The 20,100-nt window shown below is 56.7% G+C and carries 21 protein-coding genes; 9 read left to right on the top strand and 12 right to left on the bottom strand.

Going from position 1 to position 20,100, the window contains the following annotated elements; translation table 11 throughout:
- Positions 1-50: 50 nt before the first annotated feature.
- The 9 genes from rlmC to nfsA all read right to left on the bottom strand — a co-directional run bounded on the left by rlmC (position 51) and on the right by nfsA (position 8,551).
- Complete coding sequence (rlmC, locus tag ACVCAM_RS00775) at positions 51-1,190, bottom strand: 23S rRNA (uracil(747)-C(5))-methyltransferase RlmC (RefSeq protein ID WP_407223199.1); 1,140 nt, start codon at positions 1,188-1,190, stop codon at positions 51-53.
- 40 nt (positions 1,191-1,230) lie between these two features.
- The gene (locus ACVCAM_RS00770; protein WP_047073438.1) at positions 1,231-1,704 is read right to left on the bottom strand and encodes a YbjO family protein; all 474 of its coding nucleotides are present in this window, start codon (positions 1,702-1,704) and stop codon (positions 1,231-1,233) included.
- Between the two features lie 65 nt (positions 1,705-1,769).
- Complete coding sequence (gene potI, locus ACVCAM_RS00765; protein WP_008503447.1) at positions 1,770-2,615, bottom strand: putrescine ABC transporter permease PotI; 846 nt, start codon at positions 2,613-2,615, stop codon at positions 1,770-1,772.
- Entirely contained in the window at positions 2,612-3,565 is a 954-nt protein-coding gene (potH, locus tag ACVCAM_RS00760; RefSeq protein ID WP_021240928.1) for a putrescine ABC transporter permease PotH, read from the bottom strand. Before potH ends, potI begins: the two co-directional genes overlap by 4 nt.
- A gap of 10 nt (positions 3,566-3,575) precedes the next feature.
- Positions 3,576-4,709 (bottom strand): putrescine ABC transporter ATP-binding subunit PotG, encoded by a 1,134-nt coding sequence (gene potG / locus ACVCAM_RS00755; protein ID WP_021240929.1) that lies wholly within the window; start codon positions 4,707-4,709, stop codon positions 3,576-3,578.
- Positions 4,710-4,852: 143 nt separating this feature from the next.
- Positions 4,853-5,965, bottom strand: a complete 1,113-nt coding sequence (potF, locus tag ACVCAM_RS00750) for a spermidine/putrescine ABC transporter substrate-binding protein PotF (protein ID WP_008503444.1) — start codon at positions 5,963-5,965, stop codon at positions 4,853-4,855.
- Between the two features lie 351 nt (positions 5,966-6,316).
- Positions 6,317-6,793, bottom strand: coding sequence for a YbjN domain-containing protein (locus ACVCAM_RS00745; protein ID WP_003858385.1), 477 nt, complete (start codon positions 6,791-6,793; stop codon positions 6,317-6,319).
- Positions 6,794-6,856: 63 nt separating this feature from the next.
- Positions 6,857-7,759: a 30S ribosomal protein S6--L-glutamate ligase gene (gene rimK / locus ACVCAM_RS00740; RefSeq protein WP_219368527.1), complete on the bottom strand. Its 903-nt coding sequence runs from the start codon at positions 7,757-7,759 to the stop codon at positions 6,857-6,859.
- A 69-nt stretch (positions 7,760-7,828) separates the two neighbouring features.
- Positions 7,829-8,551, bottom strand: coding sequence for a nitroreductase NfsA (nfsA, locus tag ACVCAM_RS00735; protein WP_447093481.1), 723 nt, complete (start codon positions 8,549-8,551; stop codon positions 7,829-7,831).
- A gap of 184 nt (positions 8,552-8,735) precedes the next feature.
- Here nfsA and ACVCAM_RS00730 point away from each other — a divergent pair, with 184 nt between their 5' ends.
- A complete protein-coding gene (locus ACVCAM_RS00730) occupies positions 8,736-9,005 on the top strand; it encodes a GrxA family glutaredoxin (RefSeq protein WP_006809455.1) in 270 nt (89 codons plus the stop codon).
- 35 nt (positions 9,006-9,040) lie between these two features.
- On the opposite strand, the gene ACVCAM_RS00725 is transcribed toward ACVCAM_RS00730, so the two are convergent.
- Complete coding sequence (locus tag ACVCAM_RS00725; RefSeq protein ID WP_025912901.1) at positions 9,041-9,415, bottom strand: inner membrane protein YbjM; 375 nt, start codon at positions 9,413-9,415, stop codon at positions 9,041-9,043.
- Between the two features lie 273 nt (positions 9,416-9,688).
- Here ACVCAM_RS00725 and ACVCAM_RS00720 point away from each other — a divergent pair, with 273 nt between their 5' ends.
- From ACVCAM_RS00720 to arsC, 6 genes are all read left to right on the top strand, one after another.
- Positions 9,689-11,374, top strand: a complete 1,686-nt coding sequence (locus ACVCAM_RS00720) for an aspartate:alanine antiporter (RefSeq protein WP_008503440.1) — start codon at positions 9,689-9,691, stop codon at positions 11,372-11,374.
- A gap of 605 nt (positions 11,375-11,979) precedes the next feature.
- The gene (locus ACVCAM_RS00715) at positions 11,980-12,687 is read left to right on the top strand and encodes a hypothetical protein (protein WP_021240933.1); all 708 of its coding nucleotides are present in this window, start codon (positions 11,980-11,982) and stop codon (positions 12,685-12,687) included.
- Between the two features lie 221 nt (positions 12,688-12,908).
- Positions 12,909-13,388 (top strand): Hcp family type VI secretion system effector, encoded by a 480-nt coding sequence (locus ACVCAM_RS00710; protein WP_407223197.1) that lies wholly within the window; start codon positions 12,909-12,911, stop codon positions 13,386-13,388.
- A gap of 224 nt (positions 13,389-13,612) precedes the next feature.
- Positions 13,613-13,933, top strand: a complete 321-nt coding sequence (locus ACVCAM_RS00705; protein ID WP_008503437.1) for a metalloregulator ArsR/SmtB family transcription factor — start codon at positions 13,613-13,615, stop codon at positions 13,931-13,933.
- A 40-nt stretch (positions 13,934-13,973) separates the two neighbouring features.
- Positions 13,974-15,263, top strand: a complete 1,290-nt coding sequence (locus tag ACVCAM_RS00700; RefSeq protein ID WP_021240936.1) for an arsenic transporter — start codon at positions 13,974-13,976, stop codon at positions 15,261-15,263.
- 12 nt (positions 15,264-15,275) lie between these two features.
- Positions 15,276-15,707 (top strand): glutaredoxin-dependent arsenate reductase, encoded by a 432-nt coding sequence (gene arsC, locus ACVCAM_RS00695; protein ID WP_055321937.1) that lies wholly within the window; start codon positions 15,276-15,278, stop codon positions 15,705-15,707.
- A 69-nt stretch (positions 15,708-15,776) separates the two neighbouring features.
- Here arsC and ACVCAM_RS00690 read toward each other — a convergent pair whose 3' ends face one another.
- Both ACVCAM_RS00690 and ACVCAM_RS00685 read right to left on the bottom strand, forming a co-directional pair.
- The gene (locus ACVCAM_RS00690; RefSeq protein WP_407223196.1) at positions 15,777-17,291 is read right to left on the bottom strand and encodes a sensor domain-containing diguanylate cyclase; all 1,515 of its coding nucleotides are present in this window, start codon (positions 17,289-17,291) and stop codon (positions 15,777-15,779) included.
- Positions 17,292-17,398: 107 nt separating this feature from the next.
- The gene (locus ACVCAM_RS00685; protein ID WP_407223195.1) at positions 17,399-17,962 is read right to left on the bottom strand and encodes a TetR/AcrR family transcriptional regulator; all 564 of its coding nucleotides are present in this window, start codon (positions 17,960-17,962) and stop codon (positions 17,399-17,401) included.
- Positions 17,963-18,043: 81 nt separating this feature from the next.
- Here ACVCAM_RS00685 and ACVCAM_RS00680 point away from each other — a divergent pair, with 81 nt between their 5' ends.
- Both ACVCAM_RS00680 and ACVCAM_RS00675 read left to right on the top strand, forming a co-directional pair.
- Entirely contained in the window at positions 18,044-19,258 is a 1,215-nt protein-coding gene (locus ACVCAM_RS00680) for an MFS transporter (protein WP_023326980.1), read from the top strand.
- Positions 19,248-20,060 (top strand): Cof-type HAD-IIB family hydrolase, encoded by an 813-nt coding sequence (locus tag ACVCAM_RS00675; protein ID WP_021240941.1) that lies wholly within the window; start codon positions 19,248-19,250, stop codon positions 20,058-20,060. The genes ACVCAM_RS00680 and ACVCAM_RS00675 overlap by 11 nt, the downstream gene beginning before the upstream one ends.
- Positions 20,061-20,100: the final 40 nt, after the last annotated feature.

Raw genomic sequence — 20,100 nt, 5'->3', positions numbered from 1 at the left:
AAGAGTTCACATTTTGTTGAACATTGTGCGGGGGTCATGCCGGGTGGCGGCTACGCCTTGCCCGGCCTACGGGTTAACAACGTCAACACTTCATAATGCGCGGTGTGCGGGAACATATCGAAAAGCTGAACGCGTTCAACGCGATAGCCCGGCAGTTGAGCGATGTCTTTCGCCATGGTCTGCGCGTTGCAGCTGGAATAGATGATGTATTCCGGCGCCATCTGGCTCAGGTAGTCGCACAGCGCATTCCCGATGCCGCGGCGCGGCGGGTTAACCAGCACCAGTTCCGGCACGTTGCCCTGGCCGGTGGCGAACTGCGTGGAGTCGAGCGCCTGGAAGCGCAGATTCGTTAACCCCAGCTCAGAGGCAGACTGCTTCGCGCAGGCAATCGCTTCGGCAGAGATCTCAATCCCGGTGAGCTGCATCTCCGGCGTGGCGCAGTGCAGGCCAAACCCGCCCACGCCGCAGAACAGATCCCACATATGGTGAACGTTCAACGCACGCACCCAGTCGCGGGCGGTGGCGTACAGGCTGCTTGCCACGGTCGGGTTGGTCTGGAAGAAGCTTTGCGGGCGGATCCACAGCGGCACGCCGTTGAAGCGCTCCGCCAGCGCGTGCTGGTCGGTGAAGAAAATCTCTTTCTCCCCTTCCATGATCGCCATATGCACCGGCTGAATGTTCGCCGTAATGACCTTCAGCTGCGGAAGCTGCGCCTGCAGCCACGGCAGGGCCGCGCGCAGCTGCTCAAGCTTAGTTTCAGAGCGCAGCACGAAGCGCAGCATCATGCCGCCGTCGATCTGGCTTTCGGTCAGCAGAAGGTATTTCAGCTCGCCGCGCTTGCGGGCCACGTTATAGGGCGTTAACCCCGCCCGGGCAATAAACGGCTTAAGCGCGGCAAAGACCGGTGCAAAGGAGTCGGGATACAGCGGGCAGTCGGTTAAGTCTTCCGGCGTGCCGTCGCGGTGCAGCATTCCCAGCAGCAGTTTTTCTACGCTGCCGCTGACCACCATTTTGGCTTTGTTGCGAAAACCGTGTTCCGGGCCGCTGACGGGTGCGCACCACTCGCCCACCGCGTGTGCTGCCAGCAGCTGTTGCAGGTCGGCCATTTTGGCGGTGAGTTGTTGAGAGACCGGCTGTTCTAACCACTGACAGGAGCGGCAGCGTCCGGCGTCATAGAGTGCGCACTGCATATCAAAACCTTAAGAATCACGAGGGCTGCGATTATACACATTATTGCAGGCGGAAGAACCGCCGACTGGAGGCCGGAACGAAGAGGAGACAGAGCACCAGCATATCCGGCAGCTTTTGCATAAACAGCGCGCGCAGGATCTCACGTTTGGATTCACCGGCAATGCTGAACAGCTCCGGGTAGCCGTAGCCCAGCGAGGCGGCCCACAGATAGCTCGCCGCGGTAATCTGCGTCAGCAGATAGATCCAGCGCGCCCAGTTGCGCCCTTTGACCAGCGAAAACGCGCAGTAAATCTCGATAAACACCAGCACCAGGCTGCTCAAAAAGACCAGCGTCAGATTCCACGTCTGCACGCTGCGGTGAATGAATTCACCGATGCCGCGCACGCCCAGGGTATTCAGAATCATCAGCACGTCCAGGCAGCGGATCATAATAATGGCGAGCGCCGCCACCTGAACCAGTGCAGGTACGTTAGGACGCGCGTGCGTAATACGTGATTTTTTTAATAATCCCAATGTTTTACTTCCCTGAAAAACAGTGCCGCGTCATGCGCGGCACATCACTGGAAATTTTAAATCCTTCAGCCGCGTCTTGCACGCTGGATATCGCGCACGCGCTGTTTTTCCGCGCGCGCCATCAAATACCAGGCGATAAATCCGACAATTCCGACCACGCCGAGGATGATAGAGGCCAGGGCGTTGATCTCCGGGTTGACCCCCATGCGCACGCTGGAGAAGACCAGCATCGGCAGCGTCGTCGCCCCCGGGCCGGAAACAAAGCTGGCGATCACCAGATCGTCGAGCGACAGGGTAAACGCCAGCAGCCAGCCAGAGATCACCGCCGGCATAATCATCGGCAGCGTGATGATGAAAAAGACCTTCAGCGGCGTCGCGCCGAGATCCATCGCCGCCTCTTCAATGGAGCGATCCAGCTCGCGCAGGCGCGAGGCGATCACCACCGCGACATAGGCGGTACAGAAGGTGACGTGCGCCAGCCAGATGGTGAGCATCCCGCGATCCGCCGGCCAGCCGATGGCGTGCGCCAGGGCCACGAACAGCAGCAGCAGCGCGAGACCGGTGATCACGTCCGGCATAACCAGCGGGGCGGTGATCATAAAGGCGAAGCCGTTCGAACCGCGAAAACGTCCGAAGCGCACCATCACCAGCGCGGCGATCGTGCCCAGCACGGACGCCATGGTCGCCGCCAGCGCCGCAATGGTCAGGCTCAGCCCCACCGCGCTCATCATCGCATCATCGTGGAACAGCTCGCTGTACCAGCGCGTCGACCAGCCTGCCCAGACCGTCACCAGCTTAGAGCTGTTAAACGAGTAGATCACCAGCATCAGCATCGGCGCATACAGGAAGGTAAAGCCGATGACCAGGATCGCAATTCGCCACGGGGAGCGCACTACCGGTAAGTTGTTCATCCGCGATCTCCCATCTGTTTTTGCTGATGCTTGTGGAACCACATGATCGGCACGATCAGCAGCAGCAGCATGACAATCGCCACCGCCGACGCCACCGGCCAGTCGCGGTTATTGAAGAACTCCTGCCACAGCACGCGGCCAATCATGATGCTGTCTGGCCCGCCGAGCAGTTCCGGGATCACAAACTCCCCCACCGCCGGGATAAAGACCAGCATCGACCCGGCGATAATGCCGCCTTTGGTCAGCGGGACAATGACGCTGAAGAAGGTTTTTAACGGACGGGCGCCGAGATCGAGCGACGCTTCCACCAGCGAGTAATCAATACGCGTCAGCGCCGTGTAGATCGGCAGCACCATAAACGGCAGATAGGCGTACACAATGCCAATATAGACCGCGAGGTTGGTGTGCAGGATCGTCAGCGGCTGATCGATAACGCCTAACCACATCAGAAAATTGTTCAGCACGCCGTTGTTTTTCAGGATGCCCATCCACGCGTAAACGCGGATCAGGAACGAGGTCCACGACGGCAGGATCACCAGCAGCAGCAGGATGTTTCGCGTCGACGGCTTGCTGTGCGCCACCGCCCACGCCAGCGGATAGCCCATCACCAGACAGCAGAGCGTTGAGATCGCCGCCACCTGCAGCGATTGCAGATAGGCTTCGAAATAGAGCGGATCGTCGGTGAGCTGCAGGAAGTTACCCAGGTTTAAGGTCAGCGTCAGCTGCCCGTCGGCCCAGTCCAGCAGGTTGGTGTAAGGCGGGATCGCCCGCGCCATTTCCGCCAGGCTTATCTTGAAAACGATCAGGAACGGCAGCAGGAACAGCAGGATCAGCCACACGTACGGCATGGCGATCACCAGCTTGCGGCCGTGCTTCATCTGCATGCGCGTCAGCCAGTGGGCAAAGCCGCCCGGCTTTTCGACGCGGGCTGGAGGTTCAAGTGTACTCATTGGCCGCTCCTTATACCGTCAGCACAACGCAACTGTCTGCATCCCAACACAGGCGCACTTCGTCGCCCCAGGTCGGCTGCCCCTTGCGGTAGCGATGTTCGTTCTGTAACTGCGCGCTGAGCATCTGCCCGCTTTTCAGGCGCACGTGATAGATGGAGAGATCGCCCAGATAGGCAATGTGCACCACTTCGCCCACGGCAAAGTTATAGCCATCAGCAGGCGGATCCTCACAGAGCATGATCTTCTCCGGACGCAGCGCGACGTAAACCGGCACGTTATCCACCACGGAGTTATCCGGATCGACCTTAAGCGGATGCTGCAGCCCCGGCGATTCGATGACCAGACCGTCTTCCTGACGATCTTTCAGCAGCCCCTCGAAGACGTTAACCGAGCCGATGAACTCCGCGCTGTAGCGGGTGGTCGGATGCTCATAAATCTCTTCCGGCTCGCCAATCTGCACGAACTTCCCGCGGTTCATGATGGCGATACGTCCGGCCATGGTCATGGCCTCTTCCTGGTCGTGGGTGACCATCACGCAGGTCACGCCCACGCGCTCGAGGATATCGACCACTTCGAGCTGCATACGGTCGCGCAGCTTTTTATCCAGCGCGCCCATCGGCTCATCAAGCAGCAGCAGTTTCGGGCGTTTTGCCAGGCTGCGGGCCAGGGCCACGCGCTGGCGCTGGCCGCCGGAGAGCTGGTGCGGCTTACGCTTCGCGAACTCCTGCATGTGCACCAGGCTCAGCATCTCGGCCACGCGCGCGGTAATTTCAGCCTTCGGCAGCTTGTCCTGCTTCAGGCCAAAGGCGATGTTCTGCTCCACCGTCATGTGCGGAAACAGCGCGTAGGACTGGAACATCATGTTGATCGGGCGCTGATACGGCGGCACGCTGGAGAGATCCACGCCGTCGAGCACGATCTGCCCGGCGGTGGGCTGTTCAAAACCGGCCAGCATACGCAGCAGGGTCGATTTACCACAGCCAGAGGCCCCCAGAAGGGCAAAAATTTCGCCTTTATAGATCGTCAGGCTGACGTCGTCCACGGCATGCTGGCCATCGAAAGATTTGGTGAGGTTACGAATTTCAAGCAGCGGGGTCAGCGCTTTACGGACTTTCGCCTGCGGGCGGGGGATCGCGTCATTCACGGGGTGTTCTCCGGTAGAGATCAAAACTGGTGCAAACGCACCGTCAGGGTGCGCATCGCCGGGCGGCGCTATCGCTTGCCCGGCCTACGGGTTGTAGAGGCCCGGTAAGCGATAGCGCCACCGGGCAGCAATACCAAACGCCGTTATTTACCGCTTTTCACCTTGGTCCACGCGCGGGTACGCACGCGGTCAATTTTTGGATCCTGAACTTTCAGGGTGAAGAGCTTGGCGAACACATCCGCTGGCGGATAGATAGCCGGGTTATTACGGATTTCTTCGCTCACCAGCGGCACGGAGGCCTTGTTACCGTTCGCATAGTAAACGTGGTCGCTGATGTGGGCGATAACCTCAGGACGCATCAGGTAGTTGAGGAACTGATACGCCTCGTCTTTGTTTTTGGCGTCAGCCGGCATCGCGAAGACGTCGAAGAAGGCCAGCGCCCCCTCTTTCGGAATGAAGTAGGAGACGTTCACGCCGTTTTTCGCCTCTTTCGCGCGGTTTGCCGCCTGCCATACGTCCCCTGCCCAGCCGATCGCGACGCAGATGTCGCCGTTCGCCAGGTCGTTAATGTACTGGGACGAGTGGAAGTAACGAATGTTTGGACGCAGCTTCAGCAGCAGATCGGTCGCCGGGCCGGTGTAATCATCGGCCTTATTGCTGTTCGGATCTTTGCCCAGGTAGTTCAGCACGGTCGCGAAAATCTCTTCCGGCGCATCGAGGAAGGAGACGCCGCAGCTTTTCAGCTTCTCGAGGTTTTCCGGCTTCAGCACCACGTCCCAGCTGTCCAGCTTCACGTCCGGGCCCAGCGCGGCTTTGACTTTATCCACGTTGTAGCCGATACCGGTGGTCGCCCACAGGTAAGGCATCGCGTATTTGTTGTCCGGGTCGTGCTTAGCCACCAGCTTCAGCACTTCCGGATCGAGATTTTTCCAGTTCGGTAATTTGCTCTTATCCAGCGGCTGGAAGACGCCTGCCGTCAGCTGGCGCTCCAGGAAGCTTGCGGAAGGCACCACGAGGTCGAACCCGGTGCTGCCCGCCATCAGCTTTCCTTCCAGCACTTCGTTGGAATCGAACACGTCGTAGACGACTTTAATGCCGGTCTCTTTTTCAAAATTTGCCACCGTGTCCGGCGCAATATAGTCAGACCAGTTATAAACGTGCAGCGTTTTTTGTTCCGCAGCGAGCGTGCCGGCAGAGACGGCCATCAGAGCACCCGCAACCAGACCCGATAACCATTTTTTATTCAAGGCGATCATAGTGTTATTCCTTCTGAAAGCTCGTTAACAAACGAACTAAAACTGTGCAATCAGGATATATGCAAAAATCATGCATAGTTTGTCGCTCTGCTCAAAATAAAAAGAAACCTCTTTACCCGGCAGCTTCCGCTCGCTTTTTTAAGCATCGCAAGAATAACTGTAGCCCGTGTCCCCGGCTATAGCCCAGACGAAAAAACGCCTTTTATCAATTTTTTATGCAGGTTAAGTCTACGTGATAAGCCGAAACGGCCTTCAGGGAGGTGAAATATTCTTTAAAGAAAGGTTAAAAGCAGCAGAAAAAATGGCCTTCTGCAGCCGCTATGGCAGCGACTGCGCAAAAGTCAGACAGGCTTAGTGAAGAAAATTGGGAGATGCATCATTATTCTCTGCATCATCTTCCGCGCTATACAGCAGATGGTGTGCATTGGCTTCCATCATAACCATGGAAATTTGCTCTTCGCTCAAGCGCATAAACCAGGCGAACTGCTTGAACGACAGCCCTGCCCCGGAGAATAAAGACTGGCAAACGACCAGTTTTGGCAGATTATCATCCTGTATGTCGAGAAATGCCTTCACCGTCAAAGAACTGGCATTGATTGCCGACAGGTCGGAAGCCAGCGCCAGCAGCGCGGAGGGCTTCACTTCGGCCAGCGCGGAGAAAAGGATCACGTCGTTAATCAGATCGATTTTGGCATCGAAAATGCCGTCGAAATTCTGCATATGAGGCAGATGCAGCGCCTGGCAGGAATCACATTCGAAGAACGTAATTCCGGCATCATCAAGCCATTGACGTAACGTATCCAGTGTAGGTACGACCTGTAAATCCATCGCGATGCAGCCTCTTTAATAAAAACTTCGCATAGGGTACTTAAAAAGCGCGCGGTAATCCATTTAACCACCCGTTTTCAGACAGTAGCCCGGCGTCGCATGACGCTCGATCCATAAGATCATTTTACCCGCAATATCGACCCCTGTGGTTTTTTCCACACCTTCCAGCCCCGGCGAGGCGTTCACCTCCATGACCAGCGGCCCGCGCGTCGCGCGCAGCAGGTCTACACCCGCCACGTCCAGCCCCAGGGTTTGCGCCGCTTTCACGGCAATTTCCCGTTCGCGATCGCTGATTTCGACGATTCTGGCAATGCCGCCGCGGTGAAGATTAGAGCGGAAATCGCCCTCTTTGGCCTGCCGCTCGATCGCCGCCACGACCTCGTTACCCACCACAAAACAGCGAATATCGCGCCCTTTCGCCTCTTCGATATACTCCTGCACCAGAATGTGGGCATTGAGGCCCCGGAAGGCATCAATCACGCTCTCCGCCGCCTGACGGGTCTCCGCCAGCACCACGCCAATGCCCTGCGTGCCTTCCACCAGCTTGATCACCAAAGGCGCGCCGCCCACCATGTCGATCAGATCGCTGGTGTCGTCCGGGGAATGGGCAATCCCGGTGACGGGAAGATCGATCCCCTGACGGGCAAGAAGCTGCAGCGAGCGCAGCTTGTCGCGGGCGCGGGAAATGGCGACGGATTCGTTGAGCGGGTAGCTGCCCAGCATCTCGAACTGGCGCAGCGCGGCGGTGCCGTAATAGGTAATCTGGGAGCCGATGCGGGGGATCACCGCATCAAAGTGCGGCAGCTTGCGGCCTTTGTAGTGAATCGACGAGGCGGCCGGATCGATGTTCATATAGCAGGACATCGGGTCGAGAATTTCAACCTGATGCCCGCGTTTCGCCGCCGCTTCTCGCAGGCGCTTACATGAATAGAGCGTTCCATCCCGGGACAATATGGCAATTTTCACCCTGCACCTCTCTGAAGACATGGAAAAAGCCTGCGTATCATATACGCAGGCAGGCGCAGGATAAATGGACTATCGCGTCGCCCAGCCCTGTTTGTGCAGGTAATCAAGAATAAACGGGCGATTTTCTTTAATGATGGTGCGGCGAATATGGTCAGTCCAGGTGTCGCGGCGGTTATTGCTGCCGCGCGTCATGTAGTAATTCGCCAGCTCTTCATCGTAGTGATTCAGGACATCCTGATCGACCGGCTGGTAGTTGTTTTCATGCACCAGCATCACCGCAGGAATGCGCGGCTTCAGATCCGGGTTATCCGCCGGCCAGCCAAGGCACAGGCCAAACAGCGGCAGCACGTGTTTTGGCAGCTTCAGCAGGTCGGTCACACTTTGAATGTTGTTACGCAGGCCGCCAATGTAAACGCCGCCTAACCCCAGCGACTCGGCGGCCGTAAAGGCGTTTTGCGCCATCAGCGCGGTATCCACCACGCCCAGCAGCAGCTGTTCGGCCAGGCCCAGCTCGGCCTCAGGGCAGATCTGCAGGTGGCGGTTAAAGTCGGCGCAGAATACCCAGAACTCGGCAGCCTGAGCCACATGCTTCTGCCCGCCGGTCAGCGTCACCAGCTGTTCACGCATCGCCGGGTCGGTAATGCGGATAATGGAGCTGCACTGCAGGAAGCTGGAGCTGGAGGTCGCCCTTGCGCTGTTAATAATCGCTTCGCGCTGCGCATCGGTAATCGGCTCATCGGTGAAGTGGCGAATGGAACGATGGGAAAGGAGCAGGTCTATGGTTGGCGTCATCTTGTCTCTCTTTGTCTTGCTTAAACCGTATGGCAGCCAGTATAGGCAATGATATGCGCGGTGTAATTGGCGAACATAGCTCTTAGATATTATAACGACAGGCGAAACCTTCTTTAATGACGACAGGTTATGGGGCACTATACGTGTCATTCGCCGTCAGGCTTGTTTTTTTGAGGAGAGAGAAATGTTTGCAGTTATTTTTGGTCGTCCAGGGTGCCCTTACTGTGTGCGCGCGAAAGAGCTGGCTGAGAAACTGACCGAAGAGCGCGATGACTTCAACTTCCGCTATGTGGACATCCACGCGGAAGGCATCACCAAAGCCGATCTGGAAAAAACTGTCGGTAAGCCGGTTGAAACCGTACCGCAGATCTTCCTCGATCAGAAACACATTGGCGGCTGCACCGACTTTGAAGCTTACGCCAAAGAGCACCTGGGCCTGTTTGCTGCCCAGTAATGAAATGAAAGGACGCCCTCACCGAGAGGGCGTTTTTATTTGTGGTGCCGTCGGTTATGAAGCAGACTGCGCACAAATAAGTAGCAGAGCGCGCCAAGGGCGCACCAGAAAACAGCGCTCATCAACCACGCCAGCTCCTGCCAGAAACTCCGCGTAGAGATATACAGCAAGCGCATCATCAGCAAACAGAGCGGCGCGGCCAGCATGGCGCCCAGCAGTGGCTTCACCACCTCCCCTTTACGGGAGAGAAAACTGGCAGCTGCCCCCGGCAGGGTAAAAAAGAGCAACCCGAGCTCCGGATGACCCGACGCCCTGAATGCCCCTTTCACGTTAAAAGCAAGCGACATGCATACGACCGTGAACAGCAAAAAGCAGCTGATCACCCCCGCCCAGTTTCGTTTCATATTCAACCTATCCTCCTGACTTATCTCTATCAAATACACTTTCGTCGGGTAGACGCCCAGTCAGATAAAGCAATGCGGCAATCCTTGCCAAAGTACGCACAGGGTGATGCGATAATCAGTAGCTGTCAGTAGCTAATGCGATTAAACTACACGCCAGCTAATGTTTTAGGGAATAAAGCAGGAAACAGGGAGCGTTAACGCTTTTCCCTGACCCAAAAAACAGTAGCCCAAAAAGTCCTTTCATTCAACAACTTACTGGTAAACAAGAAGTTAGCCTCCGTGAATATAAACGTCGCAGACTTGTTAAATGGGAATTACATCCTGTTATTATTTGTGGTACTGGCGCTGGGCCTTTGCCTGGGTAAATTGCGCCTGGGTTCGGTTCAACTCGGTAATTCCATTGGCGTTTTAGTCGTCTCCTTATTATTAGGCCAGCAGCACTTCAGCATTAACACGGACGCGCTCAACTTAGGTTTTATGCTGTTTATTTTTTGTGTTGGCGTGGAAGCGGGACCGAACTTTTTTTCCATTTTCTTCCGCGACGGCAAAAATTATCTGATGCTGGCGCTGGTGATGGTCGGCAGCGCGCTGCTGATCGCGTTAGGGCTGGGTAAACTGTTTGGCTGGGATATCGGGCTAACGGCCGGTATGCTGGCAGGCTCGATGACCTCCACTCCGGTGCTGGTGGGTGCCGGTGATACCCTGCGCCACTCCGGTATGGCCGGGGAACAGCTCTCCACCGCCCTCGATCACCTGAGCCTGGGCTATGCCCTGACCTATCTGATTGGTCTGGTAAGCCTGATCGTTGGCGCACGCTATCTGCCAAAACTGCAGCATCAGGATCTGCAGACCAGCGCCCAGCAAATCGCCCGCGAGCGCGGTCTGGATACCGACTCCAAACGTAAAGTTTATCTCCCGGTGATCCGCGCCTACCGCGTCGGGCCGGAGCTGGTGGCGTGGGCTGACGGCAAAAACCTGCGCGAGCTGGGGATTTACCGCCAGACGGGCTGCTACATCGAACGTATCCGCCGCAACGGCATTCTGGCGAACCCGGACGGCGACGCGGTGCTGCAGATGGGCGACGACATCGCGCTGGTCGGTTACCCGGACGCCCACGCCCGTCTCGACCCGAGCTTCCGTAACGGCAAAGAGGTGTTCGACCGCGACCTGCTCGACATGCGCATCGTCACCGAAGAGATCGTGGTGAAAAACCATAACGCCGTTGGCCGTCGCCTGGCGCAGCTGAAGCTGACCGACCACGGCTGCTTCCTCAACCGCGTGATCCGCAGCCAGATTGAGATGCCGATCGACGACAACGTGGTGCTCAACAAAGGTGACGTGCTGCAGGTCAGCGGCGACGCGCGACGCGTAAAAACCGTGGCCGACCGCATCGGCTTTATCTCTATTCACAGCCAGGTCACCGACCTGCTGGCCTTCTGCGCCTTCTTTATCGTTGGCCTGATGATCGGGATGATCACCTTCCAGTTCAGCAACTTTAGCTTCGGCATCGGTAACGCCGCCGGGCTGCTGTTCGCCGGGATCATGCTGGGCTTCCTGCGAGCGAACCACCCGACCTTCGGCTACATTCCGCAGGGCGCGCTGAACATGGTGAAAGAGTTCGGTCTGATGGTCTTTATGGCGGGCGTGGGCTTAAGCGCGGGCAGCGGCATTGGCCACAGCCTGGGTGCCGTTGGCTGGCAGATGTTGGTTTCCGGACTTATCGTCAGCCTGGTGCCGGTGGTGATCTGCTTCCTGTTCGGCGCCTACGTGCTGCGCATGAACCGCGCCCTGCTCTTCGGGGCGATGATGGGGGCGCGTACCTGTGCGCCTGCTATGGAAATCATCAGCGACACCGCGCGCAGCAACATTCCGGCGCTGGGCTATGCAGGCACCTATGCTATCGCTAACGTACTGCTCACGCTGGCGGGTACGCTGATCATCATCATCTGGCCGGGGCTCGGATAACTCCTAAGAATGCGCGTGGCGGAAAATATTTTCGTTACGCGCAGAACTTTTTTATCAGGGGGCAGTCATAACTAGTGCCACTGCTTTTCTTTGATGTCCCCAATTTGTGGAGCCCATCAACCCCGCCGTTTTGGTTCAAGGTTGATGGGTTTTTTGTTGCCTGAAAATTACCACTCTGTAAATTAATGCTTTAGGCCGCCACGTTCCCCTGCATAGTGACATCGTCGCGGCAGAACTTATATAGCTGTAACAGGTAATAAAAAACCAGCCAGCGGCGGGTCTATATTAGTCAGCTAACTGTTACTGCAATCCATTTGGGCTTTGGAACGCGCCACTCAGTTATTGAACTCATCTATTCGCCCTAAAACCTCCCGATAAATCGTATTTAGATTAAAAAATATCAGGTCATTCTCCTAAAAATCCCCTGTTTTTCATAAACATGATCTGCTTTGAACTTCCATATTAGTTACGGGCATACGCTGGAGCGGATAGAAACACTATGGAGGGGACAGGAATGCAGTTTTCAAGCTCAGTAATGGCATTTCCAGTCTTAGGGAATGCAGCAAAAGATCGCTCAAGTGAGCTGAAGTGCGAGGTCAGTAAGCATGTACCATTCTGAAGAGATCATCCGCCAGCTTCAGAGCCAAAAAATACTGGCCATGAAGCTGGACCAGGCGGTACGCGCGGTAGGTGAAGAAGTAAAGAGCCAGCTGAGTAATATAGGTGCCGGTGCCCAACGCCTGCTGTACTACACTTCCTGCTTTACTGATGAATATTACGATGTATGCACCCGACAAAACCTGGAGGACGCTCGCTTCCGAAAGGGCATATTCCATCTCGTTTCTCGCTGGAACATCGTCTTTGACCTAATCAACACGTACGTTGAGGAGCTGGTTAAGGATTATTCCCCAGCAGAATTATCAGGGATACAGCATGCTCTAATGCGCGCTAACGTTTATATATCCACCAGCACGCTAACCTCTTATTCATTCTCTGCAGGGGTCACATCGACTGTTTGCCTTTATATAACCCTTCCACCTTCAGGGTTAAAGGTCGTTTCAGGATTAACGGGCGCGGCTATTGGCGGGCTGGGGATATATGGGATTGTGCAACAGGCCGCTGACAGCGCTCATCGCTTGCAAGTGATGCATCCCGCCTACTATCAAGCGTTGTACCTGCGAGAACTGGAAATGATGTATTTCCTGGTGGAACCTGCTTTTATGCGCGCGGGCGTGCTAACCCATCAATGGACCGACAGTCAAAGCCCTTATGATGCTGCTGACACTATCCTGAAGCTCATGGGCAGGCACTAATGGGCTTTCTAAGACGCTGGCTCAAATCTCAGGCCCAGTTTTTCTTCTGGACTTATATACCCATCATCCTCGCGTTCATTTTTGGCTATGTCCTTGACGTTTACTTCCCTGAGGTTAGCCAGGGATTCATCCTCCTGTTTTACCTGGTAACACTGGGGCTGGCTTACTGGATATGGCATTGAGGACCATAAAAGCTTCACGTTTGCTAATAAGGAAATGACATGTCTACACCCGCACATCTCTGGCTTGAGGACGAGAACGGCTCGCCAATTGTTGGTAGCTGTATGATGCCCACCCGTCATGGTTCCATAGAACTGAAATCGTTCTCCCATGGCGTAACCATTCCGGTTGACCCAAGTTGGGGCAAGCTCACCGGCACGCGCGTCCATCGCCCTATTACGATAATCAAAGAATTTGATCAGACTACCCCACTTCTTTACCGAGCCGTGTGCGAAGGGCGAGTGATGAAGAAGGGGATTATTAAGATGTACCGTATTCTGGAGTCCGGTATCGAGGCCGAATATTTCAATATCGTGATGGAAAACGTTAAGTTCACGACAGTGGCACCCTTCCTGACCCCTAACGGGATGAGCAGCACCCATCTTGAAACACTCGAATTGCGTTATGAAGCTATCTCATGGAAGTACACGGAGGGGAATATCATTTACCGTGACACCTGGAACGATCTCTGTTGCGCCTGAGCACAGAAGAGTGTTGAAAGTGAGCAGATAAAATGAAACCGTTCCAGGGGACGGTTTCTTTCCCATGACTGTCAGGATTGGTCCGGGCAAGCCATAAAAGACTATTTTGACCTTCAACAAGCCCTCCCTGAGTTTTTCTATCCTTCCTGCTTTTCCCTCTTCTCTCGCCAGCCATAAACACATATGATTTAATGCATATGATTAAAGACATTCAGGATGACCGAATGCTCCACCCACTCCACCTCTTCAAAACCCTCTCCGACGAAACGCGGCTCGCCATCGTCATGCTGCTCCGCGAAGCGGGCGAGCTGTGCGTCTGCGATCTCTGCGCCGCCACCGCCGAATCTCAGCCGAAGGTTTCCCGCCATATGGCCCTGCTGCGCGAGTCCGGGCTGGTGATCGACCGCCGCGAGGGTAAGTGGGTCCATTACCGTCTCTCTCCCAACATGCCTGCATGGGCGGCAGCCGTTATCGACACCAGCTGGAACTGCCTGCGGGAAGAGACGCGTATGAAGCTGAAAAACCGGCTTCCGGGTTCGTGCTAATTGCAACACATTCACAAAAACAGATATAACGGAGTAAGCGATGTTTCTGGCAGGGGCAATTTTTCTGTTTACACTGGTGCTGGTCATCTGGCAGCCCAAAGGACTGAGTATCGGCTGGAGCGCGACTATTGGCGCCGTGCTGGCGCTGGCCAGCGGCGTGATTCACATTAACGATATTCCGGTAGTCTGGAATATCGTCTGGAACGCCACGGCAACGTTTATCGCCGTTATCATTATCAGTCTGCTGCTGGATGAGTCCGGCTTTTTCGAGTGGGCAGCGCTGCACGTCGCTCGCTGGGGGAAAGGTCGGGGGCGATTGCTGTTTACCTGGATTATCCTGCTGGGCGCAGCCGTCGCAGCGCTGTTTGCTAATGACGGCGCGGCGCTGATCCTCACGCCTATCGTCATCGCCATGCTGCTGGCGCTGGGGTTCAGCAAACAGGCCACGCTGGCGTTTGTGATGGCGGCAGGTTTTATCGCCGATACCGCCAGCCTGCCGCTGATTGTCTCCAACCTGGTCAACATCGTGTCGGCGGACTTCTTCGCGCTGGGGTTCAGCGAGTACGCTTCGGTGATGATCCCGGTGGATATCGCTGCAATTGCCGCAACGCTGGTGATGCTGCACCTGTTCTTTCGCAAGGAAATTCCTCCAGAATATGACCTGGCGAAACTCCAGGAGCCTGCGCGGGCCATTCACGACCTCCCGACGTTCAGAACGGGCTGGATCGTCCTCCTCCTTCTGCTCGTCGGTTTCTTCGTGCTTGAACCTCTCGGCATTCCGGTCAGCGCCATTGCGACCGTCGGCGCGCTGATTTTATTCGCTGTCGCAAAACGCGGACATGCGATAAATACCGGAAAAGTGCTGCGCGGCGCGCCGTGGCAGATCGTCATCTTCTCGCTGGGGATGTATCTGGTGGTGTATGGCCTGCGTAATGCCGGGCTGACGGACTCTCTCACAGGCGTACTGAATAGCCTGGCCGGACACGGGCTGTGGGCCACCACGCTGGGAACCGGGTTCATCACCGCGTTCCTGTCATCCATAATGAACAATATGCCCACGGTGCTGATTGGCGCGCTCTCCATTGACGGCAGCACGGCAACAGGATTGATAAAGGACGCGATGATTTACGCCAACGTGATTGGCTGCGATCTGGGGCCAAAAATCACGCCTATTGGTAGTCTCGCCACCCTGCTCTGGCTTCACGTGCTGGCGCAGAAAAACATGACGATTACCTGGGGCGGCTATTTCCGGACGGGCATCATCATGACGCTGCCGGTCCTGTTTGTGACGCTCGCCGCGCTGGCGCTTCGTCTCTCCTTCACACTGTAATGAGCCACTGATATGAGCCACATCACCATTTATCACAACCCTGCCTGCGGCACCTCGCGCAACACGCTGGAGATGATCCGCAACAGCGGCGCGGAGCCAGAGATTATTCTCTATCTGGAAACGCCACCGTCGCGCGATACGCTGACCGCCCTGATTGCCGATATGGGCATTTCGGTGCGCGATTTGCTGCGTAAAAACGTGGAGCCCTATGAACAGCTCGGCCTGGCCGAAGACAGCTTCACCGACGACCAGCTTATCGATTTTATGCTGCAACACCCGATCCTGATTAACCGTCCGATTGTGGTGACGCCGCTGGGCACCCGCCTGTGCCGCCCGTCTGAAGTCGTCCTCGACATTCTGCCGGACGCGCAGAAAGGGGCGTTTACGAAAGAAGATGGCGAAGCGGTGGTGGACGCCAGCGGGAAGAATATCCTGAAAAAATAATCCTTCCTCAGGTGGACGACAGGGCCAGCGCCCGGCGGGCCCTGAACGCCTGGAGAAAACAACCGCCCGCTAGCTCGCCACGCAGATCCGGTTGCGCCCCTCACGTTTTGCACGATAAAGCTCACGATCGGCTCGCGCCAGGGCTGACTGCACGCCATGTTCAATCTCCAGTTCATCCGGCGTCATGCATACGAGCCCCATGCTGGCGGTGAAGCGGATCGTCTGCCCGTTGAAGTCGACGTTCTGGCTGGCAAGGCTCATCCGTACGCGCTCGGCGATCTCAGCGGCCGTCTCCAGAGAGGTCTGCGGCATTGCTACGACAAACTCTTCCCCGCCGAAGCGGGCGACAATGTCGCTGCCCCTCACCAGTGCCGGAAGCGCATTGCCAATATGCTTCAGCACCGCATCGCCGCCGTCATGGCCCCAGGTGTCGTTAATACGCTTGAAGAAATCCAGATCCATGCTCATCAGGCACAGGGGCTGCTGATGCCGACGGGCAAGATTGCAGGCCCGCAAAGACCACTCATCAAACTGGCGACGGTTTGCCAGCCCGGTGAGCGGATCGAGCCGCGCCTCCTGCTGGAAACGCGCCCGCTGCAGGGCGTTGACGTGGATGTAATGCATCAGAAACCACTGCGTAATGGAGATAACCAGAATCGCCAGCGCCGTCCACAGAGCCTGATAATACCAGCCGTGCAGCACGTCTTTTCTGGCCAGCCCGACGGCCAGCACCCATTTGCGTTCGTTGAGGTTAAGAAATACTCCCATACGTTCAACGCCATCAATCGGAGAGGTATATCGTTGGACCTGTGCGGTATCGCTTGCGTATTCCAGCAGCTTCGCGAGGCGCGGGTCGGAGGTGTTCAATTGCGAACCGTCATTCGCCCCCATACGGGCAAGCTGCACCGCATTGTCACGATCAAGGACCGCCATCGCCCCACCCTGACCTAAATCGAAGCCCTGCGCTTCCATTTTGCGAAACATATCGTTCATGGTGTTACCATTGAAGAAACCCAACGCACCACCTAGAAAGCGACCATGTGCGTCGCGCACTGCACGGAACATCACGAAGCCCAACATGTTTTTATCCGTGCCGTTGCTCTGCCAGTAAAACAAACTTTCGGTAACTTCATCCCGGCGAAAATCGGTAAACAGAGGGTGCTGCCGAAAGCTGGCCTGCGCAAGCGTAGAGGCGTCCAGAGCGCGCTCAAAAGGAAATAGCGCGCGGCTGCTGAGAAAATCACCGTCTTCATCAAAGACGACAACGCCATCCAGCCAGGCGCGCTTGAGCTCCCCTTGCAGGAATGGCTGCGCGTTTTCAGGCGTGACCGTATGGTTGAGCAGAAAGGCATTCCCGATAAAGCGCATCTGGTAGCGCATCGCGTTAAGGCTGGTATCAAACTGCTGGGACTGGAGTATGGCCGTATTGCGAAGGATACGTGCAGCGTTATCCTCCACATAGCCGCGCTGGTAGAGCAGATGCCCAATCAGCAGACTCGCCTGAACCAAAATCAACAGTACTAACAACGCTCTCTTTTTTGCCAGACTGACCTGCACGAACCAGGTACTTACTTTTTCACCCAACGCCAACCTCAACCACTGAACAGTAAATAACCACCGCGGTGGATAGTCACGTGATCGGTCCGGATTGTCAATATGGAGAAAAATCGTAATACATTGAAAAATATGAACTAATTTTCTTTATTTAACGGTGTAATGCCCGCAATCCTCCCCACCATCGCCCGAATCTCCTCCCGGCTTAACGGCGCCCGGTCGGTGACATAGTGCAGCGTCATCCCTTCGATAAACGCGTCCAGCGCGCGGGTGGTGACCGGGTCGAACCACTGCTCCAGCGTGGTCTGGCTCATCTTCATCCAGTCCTGCATCATCGTTTTCAGCGCCGCGCTGCGGTGCATAAAGGCGTAAAGCTGATACATCAGCGCCATGTTGTGCGGCGTGGTCACCTGCGAGCTGTGGATCAGCGTGGTGATGGATTCGCACGCCATTTCCGGCCCGGTGACGCCCGCGAAGAAATCCCGGTACTGCTGCGACATCTGGCGGGTAAACCACGTGAAGGCCTCCTCCAGCAGCGGCTCCATGCCGTCGAAATAGTAGGTCATCGACCCCAGCGGCACGCCCGCGCAGGTGGCGATTTTACGGTGCGTGACGGCGTGAATACCGTGTTCAGCAATGGTGTCGAGCGTCGCCTGCAGGATCTTCTCCCGGCGATGCGGATCGTTGGGTGGTCTGCTCATCAATTCCTCACCTGGTTTGTGTACAAATGTACACAAACTTGCTAGTGTTGTCGCTATTGTTGTACTTCTGGTGCTATCCCGATGACGCTGACCTCTCCCCGCAAAGCCCTGCAGCTCCGCCTGTGGGCGCTGTTTATGTTCTTCTTCATTCCCGGTCTGCTGATGGCCTCCTGGGCCACGCGCACCCCCGCCATTCGCGACATTTTGTCCGTCTCTACCGCAGAAATGGGCATCGTGCTGTTCGGCCTGTCGATAGGCTCCATGAGCGGCATTCTCTGCTCCGCATGGCTGGTGAAGCGCTTCGGTACGCGGGCGGTGATCCGCACCACCATGTGCTTCGCGGTGTTCGGGATGATGGTGCTGAGCGCGGCGCTGTGGTTTGCCTCACCGGTGCTGTTTGCGCTGGGGTTGACGGTGTTTGGCGGCAGCTTCGGCTCGGCGGAAGTGGCGATAAATGTGGAAGGGGCAGCGGTCGAGCGCGAGATGAACAAAACCGTGCTGCCGATGATGCACGGCTTCTATAGCCTCGGCACGCTGGCCGGTGCGGGCGTGGGGATGGCGCTGACGGCCACTGGCGTGAGCGCGAATCTGCATATTCTGCTGGCGGCGCTGGTGTGCATCATTCCCATTCTGACCGGCATCCGGGCCATCCCGGACGGCACCGGTAAAAACTCCGCTGACGAACAGCACTCAGCCGAAAAAGGGCTGCCCTTCTACCGCGATTTCCAGCTGATGCTGATCGGCGTGGTGGTGCTGGCGATGGCGTTCGCGGAGGGGTCCGCCAACGACTGGCTGCCGCTGCTGATGGTGGACGGTCACGGCTTTAGCCCGACCTCCGGCTCGCTGATTTACGCCGGGTTTACGCTGGGGATGACCGTCGGGCGCTTCACCGGCGGCTGGTTTATTGACCGCTACAGCCGCGTGGCGGTAGTGCGCGCCAGCGCCCTGCTCGGCGGGCTGGGTATCGCGATGATCATCTTTGTGGATGTGGACTGGATTGCCGGCGTCTCGGTGATCCTCTGGGGGCTGGGCGCGTCCCTCGGCTTCCCACTGACCATCTCTGCCGCCAGCGATACCGGCCCGGATGCCCCGACGCGCGTCAGCGTGGTGGCAACCACGGGCTATCTCGCCTTCCTGGTCGGGCCGCCGCTGCTCGGCTTCCTCGGGGAGCACTACGGGCTGCGCAGCGCCATGCTGGTGGTATTAGGGTTGGTCATCATCGCGGCGCTGGTGGCGCGCGCGGTGGCAAAGCCGGAAACGAATCAAACGACACTGGAGAAGGGATATGAGCGTTAAACTGATCGCCGTCGACATGGATGGCACATTCCTGAGCGATGCCAAGACCTACAATCGCCCGCGCTTTCTGGCGCAGTACGCGCGCATGAAGGCGCAAGGCATTCGCTTCGTGGTCGCCAGCGGCAACCAGTACTACCAGCTCATCTCCTTTTTCCCGGAGATTGCGCATGAAATTTCATTCGTCGCCGAAAACGGCGGCTGGGTCGTGAGTGAGGGTGAAGACGTCTTTAACGGTGAACTGTCGAAAGCCCATTTCGAGACCGTCGCGAGCGTCTTAAACGACGTTCCCGGCATTGAGATTATCGCCTGCGGGAAGAGCAGCGCCTACACTCTCAAGTGCTATGACGAGGGCTTTAAGGCCATCGCGGCGAAGTACTATCACCGTCTGGAAATGGTCAGCGATTTCGACAACCTGAACGATATTTTCTTCAAGTTCGGACTCAACGTGTCCGATGATGAAATTCCGCGTATTCAGGCGCTGCTGCATGAAAAGCTCAGCGACATCATGGTGCCCGTCACCACCGGTCACGGCAGTATCGACCTGATTATCCCCGGCGTGCATAAGGCCAACGGCCTGCGGATCCTGCAACAGCGCTGGGGCATAGAGAACAGCGACGTGGTGGCCTTCGGCGACAGCGGCAACGACGTGGAGATGCTGCGCCAGTCCGGGTTCAGCTTTGCGATGGCGAATGCCAGACCGCATATCAAAGCGGCAGCGCGTTTTGAAGCGCCGCACAATAACGAGGAAGGCGTGCTGGATGTGATTGAGAAGGTGTTGAACGGGGAGGCACCGTTTAATTGACCGCGTGCGGTCTGGTGCCCTCACCCACAGGGAGAGGGCA

It is taken from the genome of Enterobacter sp. CFEC122, from assembly GCF_052983755.1.
Note: the sequence above shows the minus strand (reverse complement) of the source record. Positions and strands in the feature narration are given on the sequence as shown.

Bases quoted from the DNA above. Each gene is read 5' to 3' on its own strand.
- ACVCAM_RS00675 (WP_021240941.1), top strand. From the start codon at position 19,248: ATGAGCGTTAAACTGATCGCCGTCGACATGGATGGCACATTCCTGAGC.
- ACVCAM_RS00745 (WP_003858385.1), bottom strand. From the start codon at position 6,793: ATGGATTTACAGGTCGTACCTACACTGGATACGTTACGTCAATGGCTT.
- ACVCAM_RS00715 (WP_021240933.1), top strand. From the start codon at position 11,980: ATGTACCATTCTGAAGAGATCATCCGCCAGCTTCAGAGCCAAAAAATA.
- nfsA (WP_447093481.1), bottom strand. From the start codon at position 8,551: ATGACGCCAACCATAGACCTGCTCCTTTCCCATCGTTCCATTCGCCAC.
- potF (WP_008503444.1), bottom strand. From the start codon at position 5,965: ATGATCGCCTTGAATAAAAAATGGTTATCGGGTCTGGTTGCGGGTGCT.
- ACVCAM_RS00685 (WP_407223195.1), bottom strand. From the start codon at position 17,962: ATGAGCAGACCACCCAACGATCCGCATCGCCGGGAGAAGATCCTGCAG.
- arsC (WP_055321937.1), top strand. From the start codon at position 15,276: ATGAGCCACATCACCATTTATCACAACCCTGCCTGCGGCACCTCGCGC.
- ACVCAM_RS00730 (WP_006809455.1), top strand. From the start codon at position 8,736: ATGTTTGCAGTTATTTTTGGTCGTCCAGGGTGCCCTTACTGTGTGCGC.
- ACVCAM_RS00705 (WP_008503437.1), top strand. From the start codon at position 13,613: ATGCTCCACCCACTCCACCTCTTCAAAACCCTCTCCGACGAAACGCGG.
- potI (WP_008503447.1), bottom strand. From the start codon at position 2,615: ATGAACAACTTACCGGTAGTGCGCTCCCCGTGGCGAATTGCGATCCTG.
- ACVCAM_RS00680 (WP_023326980.1), top strand. From the start codon at position 18,044: ATGACGCTGACCTCTCCCCGCAAAGCCCTGCAGCTCCGCCTGTGGGCG.
- potH (WP_021240928.1), bottom strand. From the start codon at position 3,565: ATGAGTACACTTGAACCTCCAGCCCGCGTCGAAAAGCCGGGCGGCTTT.
- ACVCAM_RS00710 (WP_407223197.1), top strand. From the start codon at position 12,909: ATGTCTACACCCGCACATCTCTGGCTTGAGGACGAGAACGGCTCGCCA.
- ACVCAM_RS00700 (WP_021240936.1), top strand. From the start codon at position 13,974: ATGTTTCTGGCAGGGGCAATTTTTCTGTTTACACTGGTGCTGGTCATC.
- rlmC (WP_407223199.1), bottom strand. From the start codon at position 1,190: ATGCAGTGCGCACTCTATGACGCCGGACGCTGCCGCTCCTGTCAGTGG.